The organism is Nocardiopsis baichengensis YIM 90130 (assembly GCF_000341205.1).
Lineage (GTDB): Bacteria > Actinomycetota > Actinomycetes > Streptosporangiales > Streptosporangiaceae > Nocardiopsis_A > Nocardiopsis_A halophila.
This window is the reverse complement of the sequence record NZ_ANAS01000004.1, coordinates 53637-72731: the sequence shown is the minus strand read 5'-3', so window position 1 is coordinate 72731 and position 19095 is coordinate 53637. Positions and strand designations below refer to the sequence as shown.

Here is a 19095-nt window from a genome sequence, read left to right as displayed (position 1 = left end):
AGGAAACCCGAGCACAGGTGAGCACGCAGCTGCGCCCCACCGACGTCAAGCGCCTCAACCGCCAGTGGCGCCGGAGCACCGAGGGCCGCCTGGCCTTCATCGCCGAGTCCATCACCCAGCCCTTCAACCTGGGCTCCATCCTGCGCACCGCCGCCGTGTTCGGCGTGGAGGCCGCCTGGCTGGCCGGCAACACCGCCGACGTCTCCCACCCCCAGGTCGGCAAGACCGCCCTGGGATCGGACCAGAAGATGCGCCTGGAGCGGTCCCGCACCGGCGCCGACGCCGTGCGCGCCGCCCGCGGGGCCGGGTTCCGCGTGGTCGCCCTGGAGCTGGCCCAGGACGCCCTGCCGCTGCACGAGGCGCCTCTGGAGGGCGACGTGTGCATCGCCCTGGGCGCCGAGGACCACGGCTGCTCCCCCGCCCTGCTGGCCGCCGCCGACGCCACCGCCTACATTCCCCAGGTGGGACGGGTCGGATCGCTCAACGTCGCGGTGGCCGCCTCCATCGCCCTGGCCGAGGCCCGGCGCCGCGAATGGGCCGCGCCCGGGCACGCCGCCGCGCCCCGGGACTGACGCCCGCGGGGACGCCGCGAATCCGACGGCCCGGCCCTGATTCAACCTCCCCCTCCTGGGAATTTCTCCCACTCCCTGTTCGTATCCTCGTACGTACACCGGCCCCGTTTCAGAGAGAGGACTCGTGGACCCGTCCCGAAGTACCGGCAGCGCCCTGACCTCGAGAGGGCGCTGCACCCCCGAATCCGAGGAACCGCCATCACCATCGGGCGCACGCGCCGGGAGTGAGAGCTCCGAGGCGGCGCGCCGCGCCCCCGTCGGCGGGCTCGCGCTCATGGAGCGTGAGCGGTGAGCATTCTGCTGAACATCTTCCTCGGAGCGCTGGTGATCATGCTGATCACCCTGGCGACGGGCTACTTCGTCGCCCAAGAGTTCGGCTACATGGCCGTGGACCGCTCCCGCCTGAAGGCCCGCGCGGCCCAGGGCGACGCCGGGGCGAAGAGGGCGCTGGGCATCACCGGCCGCACCTCCTTCATGCTCTCCGGCGCACAGCTGGGCATCACCGTCACCGGCCTGCTCGTCGGCGCGGTCGCCGAGCCCATGCTCGGCACCGGCCTGGGCGACCTGCTGGGACTGGCCGGGGTACCGGCCGGCACCGGCCTGGCGGTGGGCACCGCGGTGGCGCTGCTGTTCTCCACCGTGGTGCAGATGGTCTTCGGCGAGCTGTTCCCCAAGAACCTGGCGATCGCCAAGCCCGAGCCCGTGGCCCGCTGGCTGGCCCTGTCGACCGGGATCTACCTGCGCCTGTTCGGGTGGATCATCCGCCTGTTCGACCAGGCGGCGGTGCTGCTGCTCAAGGCGGTGCGCATCGAGCCGGTCGAGGACGTCCAGCACGCGGCCACCCCGGCCGACCTGGAGCGGATCGTCGAGGAGTCCCGCGAGAGCGGCGACCTGACCGCCGAGCTGTCCACCCTGCTGGACCGCACGCTGGACTTCCACGACCGCACCGCCGAGCACGCCATGATCCCCCGCCCGCACGTGAGCACCGTGCAGGCCGAGGACCCGGTCAGCCGGGTGGTGGAGCTCATGGCCATGGGCCACTCCCGCTTCCCGGTGATGGGCGGCGACGTCGACGACGTCACCGGCGTGGTGTGCCTGCGCGACGTGCTCGCCCTGGGCGGGACCGACCTGGACACCGTCCTGGTCAAGGACGTCCAGCGGCCGGCGGTGCTGGTCCCGGCCTCGCTCCCGCTGCCCGACGTGCTCGACCGGCTGCGCGACGCGGGCGAGGAGTTCGCCTGCGTGGTCGACGAGTACGGCGGCCTGGCCGGGGTCGTCACCACCGAGGACCTGGCCGAGGAGCTGGTCGGCGAGATCGCCGACGAGCACGACCCCGAGGACGACGGGGCGGCCCGGGTCGGCGACGACGGCAGCTGGCTGCTGCCCGGCACCGAGCACGTGGACGAGGTCGAGCGCCTGCTCGGCCACGACCTGCCCGACGGCGACTACGAGACCATCGGCGGGCTGGTCATCGCCCGGCTGCGGCGCCTGCCCGAGAACGGCGACGCGGTCACCGTCGAGCTCCCCCGCCACCCCGGCGCCGAGGACGGCGAGCCCGAGCGCTCGGTCCTGCTGACCGTGGAGGGCGTGGACCGCCACGTGCCCGAGACGGTCCGCCTGGAGCTGGTGGAGGACGCGCCCGGCCCCGAGGACGACGAGAGCCGCCGGGAGGTGCGCGCATGAGCGACATGAACCCGATGCTGGCCCTGGCGCTGACGGTGGTCATCATCGCGTTGAGCGCCTTCTTCGTGGCCATCGAGTTCGCCCTGGTCGCGGCGCGCCGCTACCGGCTGGAGGAGGCCGCCGAGAAGAGCCTGTCGGCGCGTGCGGCGCTGCGCAGCGCCCGGGACCTGTCCCTGCTGCTGGCCGGGTCCCAGCTGGGCATCACCCTGTGCACGCTGGCGCTGGGCGCCATCTCCAAGCCGGCCGTCAAGCACCTGATGGAGCCGCTGTTCCACGGGTGGATGCCGGACGCGGTGTCCTACGCGCTGGCCTACGTGCTCTCCCTGGTCGTGGTCACCTTCCTGCACCTGGTCGTGGGCGAGATGGCGCCCAAGTCCTGGGCGATCTCGCACCCGGAGAAGTCGGCCACGCTGCTGGCGGTCCCGATGCGGGCGTTCATGTGGGTGACCCGCCCGGCGCTGGTGGTGCTCAACGGCATGGCCAATAAGTGCCTGCACTGGGTGGGGGTCTCGGCGGTGGACGAGGTCGCCGCCGGGCACGGCCCCGACGACCTGCGGGAGCTGGTGGACCACTCGGCCAAGGCCGGGGCCCTGGACGAGGAGCGCCGCGAGCAGCTGGCCACCGCCCTGGAGGTCAACTCCCGCCCGCTGCGCGAGGTGATGACCCCGCTGGCCCAGATGGCCGCGGTCGGCCCGCACGCCGACCTGGAGGAGGTCAAGCGGGTCTCCCGGGAGTCGGGCCACCTGCGCCTGGTGGTGCTGGAGGGCGAGCGCCCGCTGGGCGTGGTGCACGTGCGCGACGCGCTGACCAGCCCCTCGGGCACCACCGCGGCCGACCTGATGCGGCCGGTGCCCACACTGGCGGAGACCACGCCGATCTACGCGGCGCTGGGCATCATGCGCGAGACCCGCAGCCACCTGGTGCTGGTCGAGGGCACCGAGCCGGGGACGGCCGAGGCCCGGCGCTCGCGCCCGCGGCTGATGGGCCTGGTGACGATGCAGGACATGCTGGACCGGCTGCTGCTCCTGGAGCCGCGCGCCTGACCGGGGCACGGGGCAGAGCATGAGCGCGGCCGGGGCCCATCGCCCCGGCCGCGCTTCGTCGTGTGCGGGGGGTCAGCCGTCCTCGGAGTCCTCCGGTGCCTCCCGCCCCGTCTCCTGTCCCGCGATGCGGTGCCGCCAGGGGCCGTCGGCGGTGAGCCAGCGCGGGACGAGGCGCAGGGGGAAGGGCGCCTCGGTCGCGAACACGTCGGTGTCGAGGGCTTCCTGGACGTCCCGGTAGGCGCCGCCGTCCAGGCGCAGCTCGAAGACGGCGGTCTTCTCGACCGAGGGCGCGATGATCCAGTACGACTCGATGCCGAACCCGGCGTACTCGGACCGCTTGCGGTGGGTGTCGCGGATGGTGCTCTCGGGGGAGAGGACCTCCACCACCAGCAGCGGCGGACGGGTGAGGTAGGGCCGTGCCTCCTCCCCCTCCCGGATCACCGCGAGATCGGGGCGGCGGTGGCGGCTCGGGTCGCCGTGGAGGTTCATCCCCGGGTCGGGAAGGACCTCGAACCCGTCAGGGGCGAGATTCCCCAGGTACGTCTGCAGGCGCCCTTCGACACGCGTGTGGTCGAAGACGGGGGCGGGGGTCACCTCAAGCCTCCCGTCGGCCAGCTCGTACTTGCCGCCGTCGTCCGGCATCCTGGCGAGGTCGTCCACGGTGAGCCGACCGGTCCCCGTCCCCTGAGTGCTCATGACGGTCATACTGCCTCCTCTCGTGCATGGAGACCAGTATTCGCACGCGCGTACGATCGCATGGCGTCTTTCCCGGATCCGCCGCCCTTCCCGCACGGCCACCGCCCCGCCGGTGCGATGATTCCCCCGGATTTCCGACGACAAGGGAGGAACCGGACGTGATTTCGGCACGGCACGGGGACCGGATGTGGGCGGTGGCCATCGCCGCCGGACTGTGGGGCAGCTCGGCGCTGATGCGCGAGCCGCTCTCGGCCGTACTGCCCGCCCCCACCATCGTCCTCTACGAGCACGCGATCATCGCGCTGTGCCTGACCCCCTGGACCGTGCCGGCCTTCCGCGCCCTGGCCGCCGCCGGGCGGCGCACCGTGCTGGCCATGGCCGTGGTCGGCGGCGGCTCCTCCGCCGGCGCCACCACCCTGTTCACGCTGGCCTTCACCGCAGGCGACCCCGTCACCCCGCAGGTGCTGCAGAAGATGCAGCCGCTGTTCGCCATCGTCCTGGCGGTGGTGCTGCTCGGCGAGCGCCTGCGCCCCCGCTTCGCCCTCTACGCCGTCCCCGCCCTGGCCGGAGCCTGGCTGCTGGCCTTCCCCGACCCCCTGGCGGTCTCGGTCACCAGCGCCAAGGGCGCCGCGCTGGCCCTGGGGGCGGCGGTGCTGTGGGCCTGCGGCACCGTCCTGGGCCGCCTGGCCGGCGCGTCGATGGACCCGGTGCACGTGACCACGGTCCGCTTCACCATCGCCCTGCCCGTGGCCCTGGGCATCTGCGCCGCCACCGGCTCCTCCCCGGCCGTCGGCGCCGCCCAGGCGCCGCTGCTGCTGGCCCTGGCGCTGATCCCCGGCCTGGCGGCGCTGTCGCTGTACTACTGGGGGCTGGGGCGCACCGCCGCCAGCCGCGCCACCCTGGCCGAGCTGTCCTTCCCCCTGGTCTCCGCCGTGGTCGGGGTGGCGCTGCTGGGCGCCGAGCCGACCTGGTCCCAGTGGCTGGGCGGGGCCGTGGTGCTGGCCGCGGTCACCGCCATGGCCCTGGCGCGCGGATCGGCCGCGCCGACCGGGGTCCGCGCCCCCGAGCCCGCCCCCGAGCCCGCACGCGTGTCCTCGCCCTGACCCCGCGGTGAGGGCAGGCGAAGGGCCGGGGCGCCGACGGCGCCCCGGCCCCGGTCGTCGCCGCGCCTCAGGCTCAGGCGCCGACGGCGGTGACCGTCACGTCGATGTTGCCGCGGGTGGCCTTGGAGTAGGGGCACACCTGGTGGGCGGCGTCGACCAGCTTCTGGGCCTCGGCCTGGGCCTGGCCCGGGATGGTGACCTTGAGCTCCACGGCCAGGCCGAAGCCGTCGTCACCGCTGCCGATGGACACCTCGGAGGCGATCGTGGAGCCGTCCACGTCGACCTTGGCCTCGCGGGCGACCTTCTTCAGCGCGCCGTGGAAGCAGGCGGCGTAGCCCACCGCGAACAGCTGCTCGGGGTTGGTGCCCGGGCCGTCGTCGCCGCCCAGGCCCTTGGGCACGCTCAGCTCGACGTCCACGCGCCCGTCGTCGGTGCTCCCGCGGCCCTTGCGGCCTTCGCCGCTGACGCTGGCCTTGGCGGTGTACAGCACGTTCATGCTCGATCCTCCTGTGGTGGCGGTTGGCACGCGGAGGCGCCCTCGGGCGGCGCGTCCGCGCTGAGCGAGGAGGTGACCCGGTCCAGCAGCGCGTGCAGGGCCCGGGCGTCCGCCGTGTCCAGCCCGGTGGCGCACAGCACCCGTTCGGGGATGCGCTCGGCCCGTTCCCGCATGGCGCTCCCCCGCCCGGTGAGGGCGGCGTGCACCACGCGCTCGTCGGAGCCCGAGCGCTCCCTGCTCACCAGGCCGGCCGCCTCCAGGCGGCGCAGCAGCGGCGAGAGGGTGCCCGAGTCCAGGCGCAGGGCGGCGCCCAGCTCCTTGACCGGGACCGGACCGCGCTCCCACAGCACCAGCATCACCAGGTACTGGGGGTAGGTCAGGCCGAGCTCGGCCAGCAGGTCCCGGTACAGGCCGGTGATGGCCCGCGACGCCGCGTACACGGCGAAGCAGAGCTGGGCGTCCAGCGAGAGCGGGTCGCGCGGCTGGTCGTCGGGCATGGTCGGGACCGTCCTCCTCGTTCGGATGCGAATCTACCGATTCAGTTGTGCGCAATCAAGTTGTGGGCGATGGAAATGTCCGGCGATCGCCGGGGCGGACCCCCGACCGGTGGTGGAGATGTCCGGCGATTTCGACCTGTACGCCGTAGATCAGAGGCTCGTCCCCCAGCAGACCGGACGCCACCCTCCCTCAGCCGTCGGCCCGCCCACCCGGCCCTTCCGCGCCTTGGGCGCGCAGCAGCTTCTCGGCCAGGTCCCGGAGCGTGACCAGCTCCTCCTCGCTCAGCGCACCGCCCAGCGACTCCCTGATCGCGGCGGCGTGCCGGGGCCCCATCCGGCGCAGGACCTCCCGCCCCTTGCCGGCCAGCCGCACGCGCGTACCCCGCCGGTCCTGCGGGTCGGGGCCGCGCTCGACCAGCCCCTCCCCCGCCATGCGGTCCACCAGGCGGCTGATGGAGGACTGGTCCAGCAGCACGCGCTCGTTCAGCTCGCACAGCCGCGCTCCCCCATAGGGGCAGCGGGCCAGCGTCAACAGCACGTCGTACTCGCGCATGCCGACCCCGGCGCCCCGGAAGTCGGCCCGGAAGCGGCGCATCAGCGCCACGTGCGCCCGTGCCAGCGCCTCCCAGGCCTGTTCGGCGGTCCTGTCCGCAGCCACGCGTTCCCCCTTCCTCGCCCCGCACTCGCGTGCGACCGCGCCCTCCGATCCTCCCACCGCGGCACCGCCCACCCGACTTGGGAATGAAAACGGTTGTCATTTCCTTGTAGGGTGGTGCCACCGTCCGCCGCCTGAGGAGGTCCGCCATGGCCCGCAGCGACCAACGGCCCGTCGTCAAGCTCCGCTCGACCGCCGGGACCGGCTACACGTACGTGACCCGCAAGAACCGCCGGAACACCCCCGACCGCCTCGTGCTGCGCAAGTACGACCCGGTCGTCGGGCACCACACCGAGTTCCGCGAGGACCGCTGAGAGGAGCACCCCATGAAGCCCGGAATCCACCCCGAGTACCGCCCCGTCGTCTTCCGCGACAAGGCCGGGGGAACGGCCTTCCCCACCCGCTCGACCGTCACCTCCGAGCAGGTCGTGACCTGGGAGGACGGAAACACTTACCCGGTCGTGGACGTGGAGGTCTCCAGCGCGAGCCACCCCTTCTCCACCGGGCGCGGCCGCGTGGTCGACACCGCCGGGCGCGTCGAGCGCTTCCGGCAGCGCTACGGCCGCTCCTGACCCTGGAGCGGACCGCACCGGACCGCACCGGACCGCACCGAACCGACCGCCCCGCCCGGCCCCGCCGGGCGGGGCCCGACCGAGAGGACCCCATGGCCGTCCCCAAGCGCAGGATGTCGCGCTCCAACACCCGCAAGCGCCACTCGCAGTGGCGGGCCGCCGCCCCCGACCTGGTCGAGGTCGCCGTCGGCGGCCGCAGCGCCCTGGTCCCCCGCCGCCTGGCCGCGGCCTACCGGCGCGGGCTGATCCCGCTGCCCTGACCCCTGCCCGGTGCCGCCGTGGGGGCTCAGATCGCCTTCCACCTCTGCAGCAGGTGGAAGGCGCCCCACCCGGGCAGCACCGGGAACCAGAAGGTCAGCACCCGGAAGAGCAGCACCGCCGGCAGCCCGACCGCCACCGGCAGCCCCGCCACCGTCGACAGGCCGGTCAGCAGGGCCGCCTCGACCGCGCCCAGGCCGCCCGGCGTGGGCGCGGCCGACCCCACCGCGTTGCCGGCCAGGAAGACCACCGCCACCGCCGCCAGGTCGGCCCTGCCCCCGAAGGCCAGCACCGAGAAGTACAGGCTCAGCACGAACCCGGCGGTCAGCAGCAGGGTGCCGCCCACCCCCATGGCCAGCCGCCGCGGCCGCTGCAGCAGGTCCAGCAGCTGCGGGAGCACGCCCCGGAAGTAGGGGCGGACCCGCTCGGCGACCAGGCCGCGCAGCCGCGGCACCAGCAGCACCGCCGCCACCCCGGACGCCAGCACCAGCACCACCGCCACCAGCGTCGGCGAGGGAGAGAAGTCGGTGAAGCGCCCGGTCCCGGTCAGGTAGGCGCTGACCAGCAGCAGCGGCACGTGGATGAGCAGCCCCACGGCCTGGGACAGGCCCACCGCCGAGACCGCCAGGCCCGCCGAGGCGCCCTGGCAGGTGACGTAGCGGGTGTTGATCGCCATCGACCCCAGGCCGGCGGGGACGGCGATGCGCACGAAGGACCCGGCGTACTGCACCAGCACCGTGGTCCACAGGCTCAGCCGGAGCGGCACGAAGCCCATCAGGGCCAGCGCGGCGGCGAACATGCACGCCGTGGCGGCGGCGAACGCCGCCGCGGCCCACCCCGCGTCGGCCCCGGAGATCGTGGACAGGTCCACCCCGGCCAGCTGGTTGGCCAGCACCAGCCCCACCACGGTGGCCGCGGCGACGCTGATCACCGTGCGCGGGCGCATCCGCTCCAGCCGGGCCGGGCGGGCCGGTGCCTCGGGGGCGAGCCCGGCGATCCGGCTGCGCAGCCCGCCGAGCACCTCGGGCCGCCCGCGCAGGCGTCTTCGCAGGCCGTGCGGCATCCCGGCGGGCTGTAGCAGCGGCAGAGCGGCGGCCACCGCCTCCAGGCCCACCACCTCCACGGCCGCCCGCACCGAGCGCTCGGCCCCTACCCGCAGCGCCAGCGCGCACAGCAGGGCCGCGGTGTCCAGGGAGGCCTTCAGCGGCGCGGCGGCCACCCCGCCGCCGGACAGTCCGGTGAAGGCGGGGCGGCCGCTCAGCCGCCAGCCCGCCGTCTCGCCGCCGATCGACCCGTGGGCGATGCGGTTGCGGTGCAGCAGCGCCAGCTCCCGCCACAGTCCGCGCAGGGCGGCGTCGGTCAGATCGGCGTCGGAGGCCTGGTCCAGGGTGCGCAGCGGGGCGTGCTCGCAGACCAGCACCGCAGATCCGGCGCCCAGGTCGCCGATGCCCAGCACCTCGGGGGCGCTCGCCCCCGCCGCCCGCGCGGCGTACTGCATCACCGCCGCGTGCTCCAGGCGGCGCGCCAGGCCCAGGCGCACCGGAGGGGCGACCGGGCCCCGCAGCAGGACCAGGCCGCCCAGGCGCTTGAGGGCCTGCACGGTGTCGTCGGCGCGCAGCAGCACGATGTCCAGCCGCCGATCGACCGTGTCCGCGGTGAAACGGCGGTTGCCGTCGGCGTCGGTCCCGGCGGGGGCCAGCGCCAGCGGCTCCAGGCCGAACCGGCGCAGCTCCTGCAGCATCGGCCCGGTCAGTGCCTCGGGCCGCGAGCCCCCCACGGCGAACCCGGCCAGGGCGGCGGCCGTGCCGCCCAGCAGCGCGGTCAGGACCAGCGCCGGGACGGTGGCCACCCCGGCCAGCAGGACCGCGGCGGCGGTGACCGCGATGCCGGTCCACAGCGCACCGCGCACCCGGGCCAGGTGCACCCGGCCGACCGCGCCGGTGTAGGCCACGGCGGCGGCGAGGTAGGCGTGGGCCGGGCCGCCGAGCAGGCCGGTGTGCGCTCCGACCGAGAGCGCCTCGGGCGGCCCGGCCGGGCCGGACAGGGCCAGGACCGCGGCGTTGACCGCCTCGGCGGCGCCGTAGCCGAAGGCCGCGGCGGCCAGGCCGCGCACCAGGTCCCGTACCGAGCGCCGGATCAGCCGCTCGACCGCGACCACCGCGGCCAGCACCAGCACGGTGATGTTGGCGGCGGCGGCGACCAGGGCCAGCAGCGAGGGCGGCAGCAGCGAGCGCAGCTCGGCCGGGGCGCTCTGGTGGCCCTCGGCGGTGACCGAGACCAGCCCCAGCACCGCCGCCACCGCCACCGCCCCGGCCGCGCCGGCGAGCAGGTCGGTGGGGCGCCGGGCGGCCCGCGGAATGGAACCCAGTACCTCTTCTGCGCCTCTGTCCGGGCGATCGGCTGCCGTTCTCACGCCCCCAAGACTGCCCCACCCGCGGCCGGGGCCGCGTCAGGGCCCCGGCGTGTCCGCCGAATGCGGAATCGGCCGCCGGCGAATGGGCGCCCTGCACACACGCCCGTATTCGCATTCTGCTGCACGTGCGGATTCCCCGGAGCGGCGGAGCCGGCGACGGTGACCGCAATGGGCCGGAAAGGCGGGGGATCGTGCCCGGTGAGGGGTTTCGGCCCCCTGCCCGCGCCGGTTTGAGGCAGACGCACATTCGCCGGACAACCCCTGGTGGGAGGTAGGGTGGAGCCGAATGCCCCGACCCCGGAAAGCGGCACGGGGCCACCGCCCGGACCCGAACGCACAGAAGTGCGAACGCTCTCTGGAGAAACGTTCACCCAAAGCGCGGGAAATGACGGCGCCGCCCCCTTCGGGCTTCTCCGTCCCCATGGACGGGCCGGTGAGCGGGAGGCGGGGCACCACCCCTCACCGGCCTCTCCCCGCGCCGGCGGGCCCGTGCGGATCCGCCGGCGCGGGGCCCCTCAGGCCCTCAGGCCCCTCAGGCGTTCTCGAAGACGAACATCTGGCGGTTCTCGCCCCTCCACGGCCGCAGGACGAGCTGGGTGCCCTCCCGGTCCTCGGGCAGGGTCACCACGGCGTCCATGTACAGGAAGTGGATGCGGAACTTGCCCTCGCCCACCGGCTCGATGGACCAGGGCTCGGGGAAGGACTGGGCGGCGACGAGCGGCGGGAAGATCTTCAGGCTGCTCAGCCCGACGTAGACCTCCCCCACCATGCTGCGGACGGTGAACACGTTGGGCGCGCTCTTGAGCTGCACGTCCCAGCGCTGGTTGGTGCCCTTGTGCAGGTGCCACCCGATGACGGGGGTCTCCGGGTCGGCGTTGCCGCCGGACAGGTCGATGTACAGGTCGTTCTCGGCGCACCTGATGAAGTACTCGCCCGGCTGGATCAGCGACATGATTCCTCCAATGGTTAGGGAACGACGCCGCCCACTGCATTCATATCGACGCGCGACCCGCTTGAAATGGGCCCTTGAAGAGGCGGAACGAGAAGAGGAGGCCTGAGGCGTGTCCGCAATGGGCCACCGCCGATTCATCCGTTGTGACCTGCACGGACACCAGGACACGCCTTTTCGTGACCCGCACCGCCCGACAAACGCGGGAAACACCGGGAACACGAAAAAGGGGAGCACTTCCGGAGTTCCGATGACAATTCCCGGCCGCCGGGGCCGACAGGAACTCCGGGCGCTCCCCTTTCCCTTAGGGCGCTTTCGCCCCGGGACCCCTCATTCGGTCCCGGGCTCGTCGGCCATGTAGGGCGGGGCCGGCTCGTACTGCATGTACCGGCGGACCCGCCGGGCGTGGTCCCGGCCGTGCAGCCGGCCCACCAGCCACAGCGCCATGTCGATGCCCGCCGACACCCCCTGGCTGGTGACCAGGTTGCCGTCGACGACGTACCGCGCGTCGCGCACCACCGTCACCCCGCCCCGCTCCTCCAGGGCGTCCTCGAAGGCGTGGTGGGTGGCCACCCGCCGGTCCCGGGCCGGGCCCGCCTCGTGCAGCAGCAGCGCCCCGGTGCACACGCTCGCCACCCACTGCGCGCGCTCCGCGGCCGCCGCCAGCCACCCGGTCAGCACGGCGTTGCCGACCTGGGTCCGGGTCCCGTTGCCGCCGGGCACCAGCAGCACGTCGAACCCGGCCCGGTCCCCGGGCACGTCCGCGAAGGCGCGGTCCGGCACCACGCGCATGCCCTTGTTGCACCGCACCGGCCCTGCCTCCTCGGCGACCAGCTCCAGGGTGTCGGCCCCGTCGCGCAGCATCGCCGAGACCCCGAACACCTCCCACGGCCCGACGAAGTCCAGCTCCTCCGCGCGCTCGAACACCAGCAGCCCATAGGCGGTCATGCATGCTCCCTCATGGCTCCGAACCTCTCCCTGTACTCGGACGGCGTCACGCCCACCCGCCGGTGGAAGGCGCGGCGCAGCGTCTCGGCCGTGCCGAACCCGCACCGGCGGGCCACCGCGTCCACCGGGTCGGCCCCCTCGGCCAGCGCCCGCTGGGCCGCCTCCACGCGCACCCGCTCCACGAACTCGGCCGGGCCCACCCCGATCTCGGCGGTGAAGCGCCGCTGGAAGTGGCGCGGGCTCAGCCCGGCCCGCTCGGCCAGCGACCCCACGGTGTGCCGGTCGCCCAGGCGGGCGTGGACGGCCGCCACCGCCTCCCGGACGGGGTCGGTGGAGGGCTGGCGCGACCACAGCGGCACGCTGAACTGCGACTGGTTGCCCGGGCGGCGCAGGAACAGCACCATCTCCCGGGCGACCGCGTGCGCGACGCGCCGGCCGTGGTCCTCCTCGACCAGGGCCAGGGCCAGGTCCATGCCGGCGGTCACCCCGGCCGAGGTCCACACGCGGCCGTCCCGGATGAACACCGGGTCGGCGTCGACCCGCACCTCTGGGTGGGCGCGGGCCAGGGCCTCGGCGCGGCGCCAGTGGGTGGTCACCCGGCGCCCCCGCACCAGTCCGGCGGCGGCCAGCAGGAAGGTCCCGCTGCACACCGAGGCCACCCGCCGGGCCCGCGCGCCGGCCGCGGCGACCCAGCGCACCAGCTCCCCGTCCCGGCAGGCCGCGTCGACGCCGGCCCCGCCGACGACCACCAGGGTGTCGGCGGCCGGCGGTCCGTCGGGGCCCACGGCCCCGATCCCGTGGCCGGCGTGTACGGGCAGCCCGCTGCCGGAGGCGACCGGCCCGGCGGCGGAGGCCACGGTGCGGCAGTCGTAGCCGCCGGTCAGGTGTCCGGCGTAGCGGAACACCTCCCAGGGGCCGACGAGGTCCAGGGTCTGGAAGCCGTCGAAGAGGAGGAAGACGACACGGTGCTTGTCCACGTCGACAACGGTGCCGGTGGTGGCGTCATGGCGTCAACGACCTCCACCCCACGGATCGCGCCATCGAGGTGTGCCATGCATGAAGGGGGCCGCTCGCCCCTCCGGGGGCGGGCGGCCCAATCGGTTCGGACGGCGACGCTCAGGGCGTGATCTGGGCCGCCCCGCCGCCTTCGCGGATCTCGACGCGGCGCGGCTTGGCCTGTTCGGCCACGGGGATGCGCAGGGTCAGCACCCCGTCGGCGTACTCGGCCGCGACCTGCTCCATGTCGAGGGTGTCGCCCAGGAAGAGCTGCCGGGAGAAGGTGCCCGCCGGGCGCTCGGCCACCACGGCCTCGCGCCCCTTGGTGCCCTCCAGCGCCGGCCGCTCGGCCTTCACGGTCAGGACGTTGCGCTCGACCTGCAGGTCGATGCTGTCCGCCCGGACCCCGGGAAGGTCGAAGTGGACGATGAACTCGTTCTCCTTGCGGTAGGCGTCCATGGGCATCACCGCAGGGCGGGCCTCGGTGAACAGCCTCTGCGCGAGGCGGTCGAACTCTCGGAACGGGTCGGAGCGCATCAGCATCCCGCTCACCTCCACAGTGGTCGAGGGTGTGCCGTTCCGTCGCCCTTCCACTGTCACCGAGAGGCCGGGGCCAAACGACGTCCCGGTCAAGGCACCGGCTCAGCCGCGGGACAGCGCGGCGATCACGTCCCCCACGGCCACCACGCCCACCGCCTGGCCGAAGGCGTTGACCGCCACCAGGTCGTCGTGCACGCGCTCACCCGAGGCGCCCGCGGCGCGCAGCGCCTCCATGGCGGTGGTGTGCAGCGGCACCGTCTTAGGCGGGTCGGCCAGGCGCCGCGCGGGGCGGGCCGCGTGCAGGGCGTGCCCGTAGGGGCCCGAGACCGACAGCAGGAAGCGCGACCGGTCCAGGACCGCCACCGGGCGCTCGCGGTGGTCCAGCAGGATGATCGAGTTGAGCACCGGGTCGTTGGTGAAGGCGTCGAGCACCTCGGCCGCCGTGGCGTCCTGCTCCAGGGCCACCGGCGGGCCGATGAACTCGGTGATCGGCGGCCCCTCGCGCCGCCGGGCGGCGCCGCCCGGGGCGATCTCGGGCAGCGGGTGCACCTTGGCGCCCGGGGTCCAGTCGTCGTCGGCCAGGAGCGGGCCGTACCCCAGGCGCACGCCCGCCTCGCGCAGCGCCGCGAGCTGGTCCGCCGAGCCGACCCCCGGCGCCACCGGGTAGACCCCCGCGCTGCGCGCGATGCGGGCCATGCCCTCGGCCACGGCGGTGCTGCGCTCGTCGCCCGGCAGCCCGGCCACCAGGTTGCGCGGCAGGCGCATCAGGAAGGGCGCCAGGTCCAGGATGAGGTCCACCGGGACGGCGGCGGTGGCGAAGGCGCACCGGAAGCCGGTGTCGCGCACGTGCCGCACGGCGCGCACCGCGGCGGCGCGCGGCAGCTCGGCCAGGTCGGGGCCGAGCATCAGGGTGATGTCGCGCGGGCGGCGTCCGGTGCGCCGCAGGACCAGCTCCAGCTGCCCGGCGATCTCGGGGGAGGCGGCGGCCGCGGCGGCGGGCACCGGCAGGACCAGGGGCAGCAGCGCCTCGTCGGAGGCGACCCGGCGCGCCAGCCGGGCCAGGCGCTCGGCCTGCGCGGCGGCGTCGCCGTCGGGGGCCGGCGCCGCGGGGTCCTGGGCCTCCACGGCCAGGACGGCGCCCGACTCCAGGTCGACGACCGGGCGGTAGACGGGGGACGGCCCCTGCGGGGCGAGGGCCTGCTGCGGGCCGGTGGTGCGGGCCGAGGTCGGAGAAGGCACGGGTTCATCCTGGGGCCGCGGCGGGGGCGCGTCAGCGGCCCCGAGCGAGAATTCAGCGGGACTTCGCGCCCGGCTCTCCGCGTATTCAAGGAAGGGCGGGGCCTCCGAATGCGATTCGGTCGCCCCTCCTCCCAGGACACAAGGGATTCGCCTACCCCGAGTGGACCAATCGGACGCGGAAGGTTAGCAGACCGCGCCGGAACGGACACGCGTCCGACCGGAATGAACCTCCCGGTTCACTCTTCGTTGCCGAGGGGTACGATGGGCCCGTGAACCGAGCCACCGCCCCGCAGGCGGAACCCCCCGCCGAGGCCCGCGGACGCATCGACAAGCGCCGGGCCATCCTGGAGGCCGCCTTCCGCGTCTTCGCCCGGGACGGCTACGGCCGCTCCTGCGTCCGCGAGATCGCCGCCGAGGCCGACGTGGCCAAACCCACCGTCTACAACCACCTCCACGACAAGGACACCCTCTTCCAGGAGGCCGTGAAGGCCGCCGCCGCCCGCACCGCCGAGCGCTCCCTCACCGCCCTGGACCCCCTGCGCGACCACGGCGGCGACCTGCGCGCCGCACTGGAGCAGGCCGCCCTGGAGATCCTGCGCGCCCACACCTGCCGCCGCGCCCAGGCCCTGCGCCGCCTCCTGGGCACCGAAGCCCCCCGCTTCCCCGAGCTGCTGGAGGACGTCCAGCGCGCCGGCCCCCGCCGCGTCCAGGACGCCCTGGCCGACCGCCTGGCCCGCCTCACCCTGGCCGGCCGCCTGCACACCCCCGACCCCGACCAGGCGAGCGAACAACTCCTCGCCCTGCTCACCGGCCCCATGGAACTGCGCTCGGCCCTGGGCACCCGCCCCGTCCCCGACGACGAACTGCACGCCGTCGCCCGAGCAGCCGTCGCCACCTTCCTCACGGCCTACGGCCCCCGGGGCGGCGCCGAATGACCGGGCACCCCGGGCGGGTCCTCCTGACCACCGACCGGATGGCGCTGCGCCGCATCACCCCCGACGACGCTCCCCTGCTGCTCGGCCTCGACGCCGACCCCGAGGTCATGCGCCACATCACCGGCGGCCGGCCGTCCGCACCCGCCGAGATCGACCGCAGGATCCGCACCTACCAGGAGTGGTACCGCTCCCGCCCGGACCGCGGGTACTGGATCGCCGAGGAGGCCGACGGCGCCTTCGCCGGCTGGTTCCACCTGCGCCCCCCGCGCGGCGGCGATCCCGCCGAACCCGAGCTCGGCTACCGCCTGGCCCGTTCGCGGTGGGGCCGCGGCCTGGCCACCGAAGGCTCGCGCGCCCTGCTCGACACCGCGTTCGCCGACCCGTCGGTGCGCCGCGTCCTGGCCCGGACCATGGCCGTCAACACCGCCTCGCGCCGTGTGATGGAGAAGATCGGGATGCGCCCGGTGCGCACGTTCCGCGAGCCCGGTCCGCCCATCCCCGGGTCCGAGCACGGAGACGTCGAGTACGCCCTGACCCGCGCCGAGCACGAGCGGCGCCCGGAAGGCTGACCCGGCGGGCCCGCCGAGCGCCGCATACTGGGCCCATGCGCGCCGATCGACTGCTCTCGCTGCTCCTGCTGCTGCAGAACCGCGGCCGGATGACCGCCGCCGAGCTCGCCGAGGAGCTGGAATGCTCCGAGCGCACCGTCTACCGCGACACCGAGGCCCTGGGCGCCGCCGGCGTGCCGATCCTCGCCGAGCGCGGCACCGGCGGCGGCTACCGGCTGGTGGAGGGCTACCGCACCCGCCTGACCGGCCTGACCGAGGGCCAGGCCCACTCCCTGGCCTTCACCGGAATGCCCGGCCCGGCCGACGCGCTGGGGCTCGGCTCGGACCTGGCGCTGGGCCGGCTCAAGCTGCTGGCCGCGATGCCCGGGGCGCTGCGCGAGCGGGCCGAGCGCGCCGCCTCCCGCTTCCACCTGGACACCACCGCCTGGTGGCGCCGCCCCGCCGCCACCCCGTTCCTGGCGCCGCTGGCGCAGGCGGTCTGGGACGCGCGCACCGTCCGCGTCTCCTACCGCCGCTTCGACGACACCCGCGTCGAGCGCACCCTCGACCCGCTGGGCCTGGTCCTCAAGGGCGACACCTGGTACGTCCTGGCCCGGCCCACCCCCGCGCCCGGAGAGGCGGAGCGGCCGCCGCGCACCTACCGCGTCGAGCGCATCGGCGCGCTGGAGGACACCGGCCGCCCCTTCACCCGCCCCCAGGACTTCGACCTGCCCGCGGTCTGGCAGGCCTGGGCCGAGGAGTTCGAGGCCTCCCGCCACACCCTGCGCGCCCGCGTGCTGCTCACCGAGAGGGGCGCCGCCCTGGTGCCGGTGCTGTGCTCGCCCCGCACCGCCGCGCAGGCCGAGTACGGGCCCCTCCGCCGCGACGGGCGCCGGGAGGCGCACCTGACCACCGAGTCGGTGCCGGTCGCGGTGCACGAGTTCTCCCCGTTCGGCCCCGACATCGAGGTGCTCGAGCCCCCGGAGCTGCGCACGGCCCTGTCCCGGCACCTGGAGGAGGCGGCCGCCCGCTACCGGGCGGGCGGCCGGGAGCCCTAGAAGGCGCCGAAGAAGCCGAAGGAGGCCAGGGCGATGTTGGTGGCCGCCAGCGCCACCCCCGACAGCAGGATCCCCGCCACGAAGCCGGTCCGCAGCGACCGGACCAGGTACTCCAGCGACACCACGTTGTTGAGCAGGAAGTACCCCAGCTGCATGGCCAGCACGAAGCCCGCGTAGTCGAAGCCGCTGAGCAGGGACTCGCCCCACATGCCCCGGTAGTACCACGGCGCGCCCCACCACACCTCGGTCGCGGTGAACCACTGCCAGGCGTGGGCGGCGCCCCAGCCCAGCGGGATCTGCAGGATGGGGATGATCAGCAGCGGCACCAGCTTGAGGAAGCTCCACAGGCCGGGCCGGGCGGCCTTGCGCGCCTCGTCCTGGGCCCGCTGGGCGGCCCGCTCCTCGGCCCGCAGCCGCTCGCGGTGGGCGCGCTCGGCCTCCTGGCGGCGCCGCTGCTCCTCCTGCTCCTCCTGGCGCCGGCGCTGCTCCTGGTGGGCGCGCCGCTCGTCCTGCACGGGCCGGGCGGCGTGCTGCCGCCCGGCGGCCGAGTCGCGGTACAGGTCCGCGTAGGCGTCCCCGCCCTGCGGCGCGGCGGGGGGCATGGCGGCGGTCGCCCCCGCACCGTCGGGACGGTAGGGCGGCGGGGTGCCCTGCGGGTACTGCGCGGTCTGCTGGTACTGGGCGGTCGGCTGGTACTGCGCCGTGGGCTGGGCCTGGGGCTCGTAGCGCGCCGTCGCGCCGTCGTGGCCGCCGGTGCCCGCGGCGCCGCTCCCGGCCGCGTACCCGGCGGCCGCGCCGCCCAGCGCCCCGGCGGCGCCCCCCGCCGCCGCGGCCCCCATGGCCGAGGTCCGCGCGTCGTCGCCGGCGGCGGAGGCCGGGGAGGTCCCCGGCGCCGCGTTCAGCGCCGTGTTGACCTTCTCCACCTGCTCGTGCACCCCCTGCCGGAAGGCGGGCGGAAGCCAGGAGGCCCCGGCCGGCACGTCCCCCAAGTGGTCCAGGATCTGGCCGGTGCCCGGCCGGTTGCGCGGATCCTTCTCCAGGCAGGCGGCGGCCACCCGCTGCAGCGACGGCGGGACGGCGCTGAAGTCGGGCCGCTCCTGGATGATGCGCATGACCATGGTGGGCATGGCCCCCTCGCCGAAGGGGCCGGTGCCCGAGGCGGCGTAGACCAGCACCGCGCCGTAGGCGAACAGGTCGCTGGCCGGGGTCATGTGCTCGCCCTGCACCTGCTCGGGCGACATGAACCCGGGGGTGCCGATGATGGACTGGGTGGCGGCGGCGCCCTCGGTGGCGCGGGCGATGCCGAAGTCGATCACCCGCGGCCCGTCCTCGGCCAGCAGCACGTTGCCCGGCTTGAGGTCGCGGTGGATCAGCCCCACCCGGTGGATCTCGGCCAGCGCCTCGGCCAGGCCGGTGGCCAGCACCCGCAGCGAGGCCTCCGGCAGCGGGCCGTGCGCCTGCACGCCCTCGTCCAGCGGCAGCGACGGCACGTAGGAGGTCACCAGCCAGGGCACCTCGCCCTCGGGGTCGGCGTCGATCACCGGGGCGGTGAAGGCGCCGCTGACCTGGCGGGCGGCGGTGACCTCCCGGGCGAAGCGCTCGCGGAAGGAGGGGTCGGCCGCCATGTGCGGGTGGATGCGCTTGACCGCCACGGCACGGCCCCCGGCGGACCGGCCGAAGTAGACCTGGCCCATGCCTCCCGCGCCCAGCCGCCCGATCAGGCGGTAGCGCCCGATGCGCTCCGGGTCGCCGTGCTCCAGTGGGCCCACGATTCCAACCTCCGTCGCTCGCCGCTGCTCCGGTGCCCGCGGCTCGCCGACACCGTTTCGTGACTGTAGGAAGACGCCCAGTCTAGGCGCTGGGAGCACCCGCGCCGCCCGGTGCCCGGACGGCG

The 19095-nt window shown here is 75.0% G+C and carries 21 protein-coding genes; 10 read left to right on the top strand and 11 right to left on the bottom strand.

The features are described 5' to 3' along the window. Window positions 1–17: 17 nt before the first annotated feature. The 3 genes from C892_RS0101485 to C892_RS0101475 all read left to right on the top strand — a co-directional run bounded on the left by C892_RS0101485 (window position 18) and on the right by C892_RS0101475 (window position 3298). Window positions 18–572, top strand: coding sequence for a TrmH family RNA methyltransferase (locus C892_RS0101485; RefSeq protein WP_017537528.1), 555 nt, complete (start codon window positions 18–20; stop codon window positions 570–572). Window positions 573–860: 288 nt separating this feature from the next. Then, complete coding sequence (locus tag C892_RS0101480) at window positions 861–2255, top strand: hemolysin family protein (protein ID WP_017555732.1); 1395 nt, start codon at window positions 861–863, stop codon at window positions 2253–2255. Next, window positions 2252–3298 carry a hemolysin family protein gene (locus tag C892_RS0101475; protein ID WP_017555731.1) on the top strand — a complete coding sequence of 349 codons (1047 nt, stop codon included), beginning with the start codon at window positions 2252–2254 and terminating at the stop codon, window positions 3296–3298. The genes C892_RS0101480 and C892_RS0101475 overlap by 4 nt, the downstream gene beginning before the upstream one ends. Before the next feature lie 72 nt (window positions 3299–3370). Here the strand turns inward: C892_RS0101475 and C892_RS0101470 are convergent, their stop codons facing one another. After that, the gene (locus C892_RS0101470) at window positions 3371–4003 is read right to left on the bottom strand and encodes a Uma2 family endonuclease (protein ID WP_017555730.1); all 633 of its coding nucleotides are present in this window, start codon (window positions 4001–4003) and stop codon (window positions 3371–3373) included. A 149-nt stretch (window positions 4004–4152) separates the two neighbouring features. On the opposite strand from C892_RS0101470, the gene C892_RS0101465 reads away from it, so the two are divergent. Continuing rightward, window positions 4153–5097 (top strand): DMT family transporter, encoded by a 945-nt coding sequence (locus C892_RS0101465; protein WP_239647222.1) that lies wholly within the window; start codon window positions 4153–4155, stop codon window positions 5095–5097. A 73-nt stretch (window positions 5098–5170) separates the two neighbouring features. On the opposite strand, the gene C892_RS0101460 is transcribed toward C892_RS0101465, so the two are convergent. From C892_RS0101460 to C892_RS0101450, 3 genes are all read right to left on the bottom strand, one after another. Further along, window positions 5171–5593 carry an organic hydroperoxide resistance protein gene (locus tag C892_RS0101460; RefSeq protein WP_017555728.1) on the bottom strand — a complete coding sequence of 141 codons (423 nt, stop codon included), beginning with the start codon at window positions 5591–5593 and terminating at the stop codon, window positions 5171–5173. After that, on the bottom strand, window positions 5590–6090 hold the full coding sequence (locus C892_RS0101455) for a MarR family winged helix-turn-helix transcriptional regulator (protein ID WP_017555727.1): 501 nt from the start codon (window positions 6088–6090) through the stop codon (window positions 5590–5592). Before C892_RS0101455 ends, C892_RS0101460 begins: the two co-directional genes overlap by 4 nt. A 190-nt stretch (window positions 6091–6280) precedes the next feature. Continuing rightward, window positions 6281–6748: a MarR family winged helix-turn-helix transcriptional regulator gene (locus tag C892_RS0101450; protein ID WP_017555726.1), complete on the bottom strand. Its 468-nt coding sequence runs from the start codon at window positions 6746–6748 to the stop codon at window positions 6281–6283. Between the two features lie 146 nt (window positions 6749–6894). Here C892_RS0101450 and rpmG point away from each other — a divergent pair, with 146 nt between their 5' ends. The 3 genes from rpmG to rpmF all read left to right on the top strand — a co-directional run bounded on the left by rpmG (window position 6895) and on the right by rpmF (window position 7577). Beyond that, entirely contained in the window at window positions 6895–7059 is a 165-nt protein-coding gene (gene rpmG / locus C892_RS0101445; protein WP_017537520.1) for a 50S ribosomal protein L33, read from the top strand. 12 nt (window positions 7060–7071) lie between these two features. Then, the gene (locus tag C892_RS0101440; RefSeq protein WP_017555725.1) at window positions 7072–7317 is read left to right on the top strand and encodes a type B 50S ribosomal protein L31; all 246 of its coding nucleotides are present in this window, start codon (window positions 7072–7074) and stop codon (window positions 7315–7317) included. A gap of 92 nt (window positions 7318–7409) precedes the next feature. Further along, window positions 7410–7577: a 50S ribosomal protein L32 gene (gene rpmF, locus C892_RS0101435; RefSeq protein WP_017555724.1), complete on the top strand. Its 168-nt coding sequence runs from the start codon at window positions 7410–7412 to the stop codon at window positions 7575–7577. A 26-nt stretch (window positions 7578–7603) separates the two neighbouring features. Here rpmF and C892_RS0101430 read toward each other — a convergent pair whose 3' ends face one another. The 6 genes from C892_RS0101430 to C892_RS0101405 all read right to left on the bottom strand — a co-directional run bounded on the left by C892_RS0101430 (window position 7604) and on the right by C892_RS0101405 (window position 14660). Beyond that, window positions 7604–9880: a lysylphosphatidylglycerol synthase transmembrane domain-containing protein gene (locus C892_RS0101430; RefSeq protein ID WP_017555723.1), complete on the bottom strand. Its 2277-nt coding sequence runs from the start codon at window positions 9878–9880 to the stop codon at window positions 7604–7606. A 640-nt stretch (window positions 9881–10520) separates the two neighbouring features. Continuing rightward, entirely contained in the window at window positions 10521–10940 is a 420-nt protein-coding gene (locus C892_RS0101425) for a ricin-type beta-trefoil lectin domain protein (RefSeq protein ID WP_017537516.1), read from the bottom strand. A 327-nt stretch (window positions 10941–11267) separates the two neighbouring features. Continuing rightward, window positions 11268–11885: a DJ-1/PfpI family protein gene (locus tag C892_RS0101420; protein ID WP_017537515.1), complete on the bottom strand. Its 618-nt coding sequence runs from the start codon at window positions 11883–11885 to the stop codon at window positions 11268–11270. Beyond that, window positions 11882–12862: a GlxA family transcriptional regulator gene (locus tag C892_RS0101415; protein ID WP_017555722.1), complete on the bottom strand. Its 981-nt coding sequence runs from the start codon at window positions 12860–12862 to the stop codon at window positions 11882–11884. Before C892_RS0101415 ends, C892_RS0101420 begins: the two co-directional genes overlap by 4 nt. A 139-nt stretch (window positions 12863–13001) precedes the next feature. Next, window positions 13002–13424, bottom strand: coding sequence for an Hsp20/alpha crystallin family protein (locus C892_RS0101410; RefSeq protein ID WP_026124069.1), 423 nt, complete (start codon window positions 13422–13424; stop codon window positions 13002–13004). 99 nt (window positions 13425–13523) lie between these two features. Then, window positions 13524–14660 (bottom strand): EAL domain-containing protein, encoded by a 1137-nt coding sequence (locus tag C892_RS0101405; protein WP_017555720.1) that lies wholly within the window; start codon window positions 14658–14660, stop codon window positions 13524–13526. Between the two features lie 269 nt (window positions 14661–14929). Between C892_RS0101405 and C892_RS0101400 the strand changes: the two genes are divergently transcribed. The 3 genes from C892_RS0101400 to C892_RS0101390 are packed head-to-tail and all read left to right on the top strand — an operon-like array spanning window position 14930 to window position 17201. Next, window positions 14930–15595 (top strand): TetR/AcrR family transcriptional regulator, encoded by a 666-nt coding sequence (locus C892_RS0101400; protein ID WP_017555719.1) that lies wholly within the window; start codon window positions 14930–14932, stop codon window positions 15593–15595. Next, window positions 15592–16164 (top strand): GNAT family N-acetyltransferase, encoded by a 573-nt coding sequence (locus C892_RS0101395; RefSeq protein ID WP_017555718.1) that lies wholly within the window; start codon window positions 15592–15594, stop codon window positions 16162–16164. Before C892_RS0101400 ends, C892_RS0101395 begins: the two co-directional genes overlap by 4 nt. A gap of 35 nt (window positions 16165–16199) precedes the next feature. Further along, the gene (locus tag C892_RS0101390; protein WP_017555717.1) at window positions 16200–17201 is read left to right on the top strand and encodes a helix-turn-helix transcriptional regulator; all 1002 of its coding nucleotides are present in this window, start codon (window positions 16200–16202) and stop codon (window positions 17199–17201) included. On the opposite strand, the gene C892_RS0101385 is transcribed toward C892_RS0101390, so the two are convergent. Further along, on the bottom strand, window positions 17198–18970 hold the full coding sequence (locus tag C892_RS0101385) for a serine/threonine protein kinase (protein ID WP_026124068.1): 1773 nt from the start codon (window positions 18968–18970) through the stop codon (window positions 17198–17200). The two genes, C892_RS0101390 and C892_RS0101385, sit on opposite strands and share 4 nt — an antisense overlap. Window positions 18971–19095: the final 125 nt, after the last annotated feature.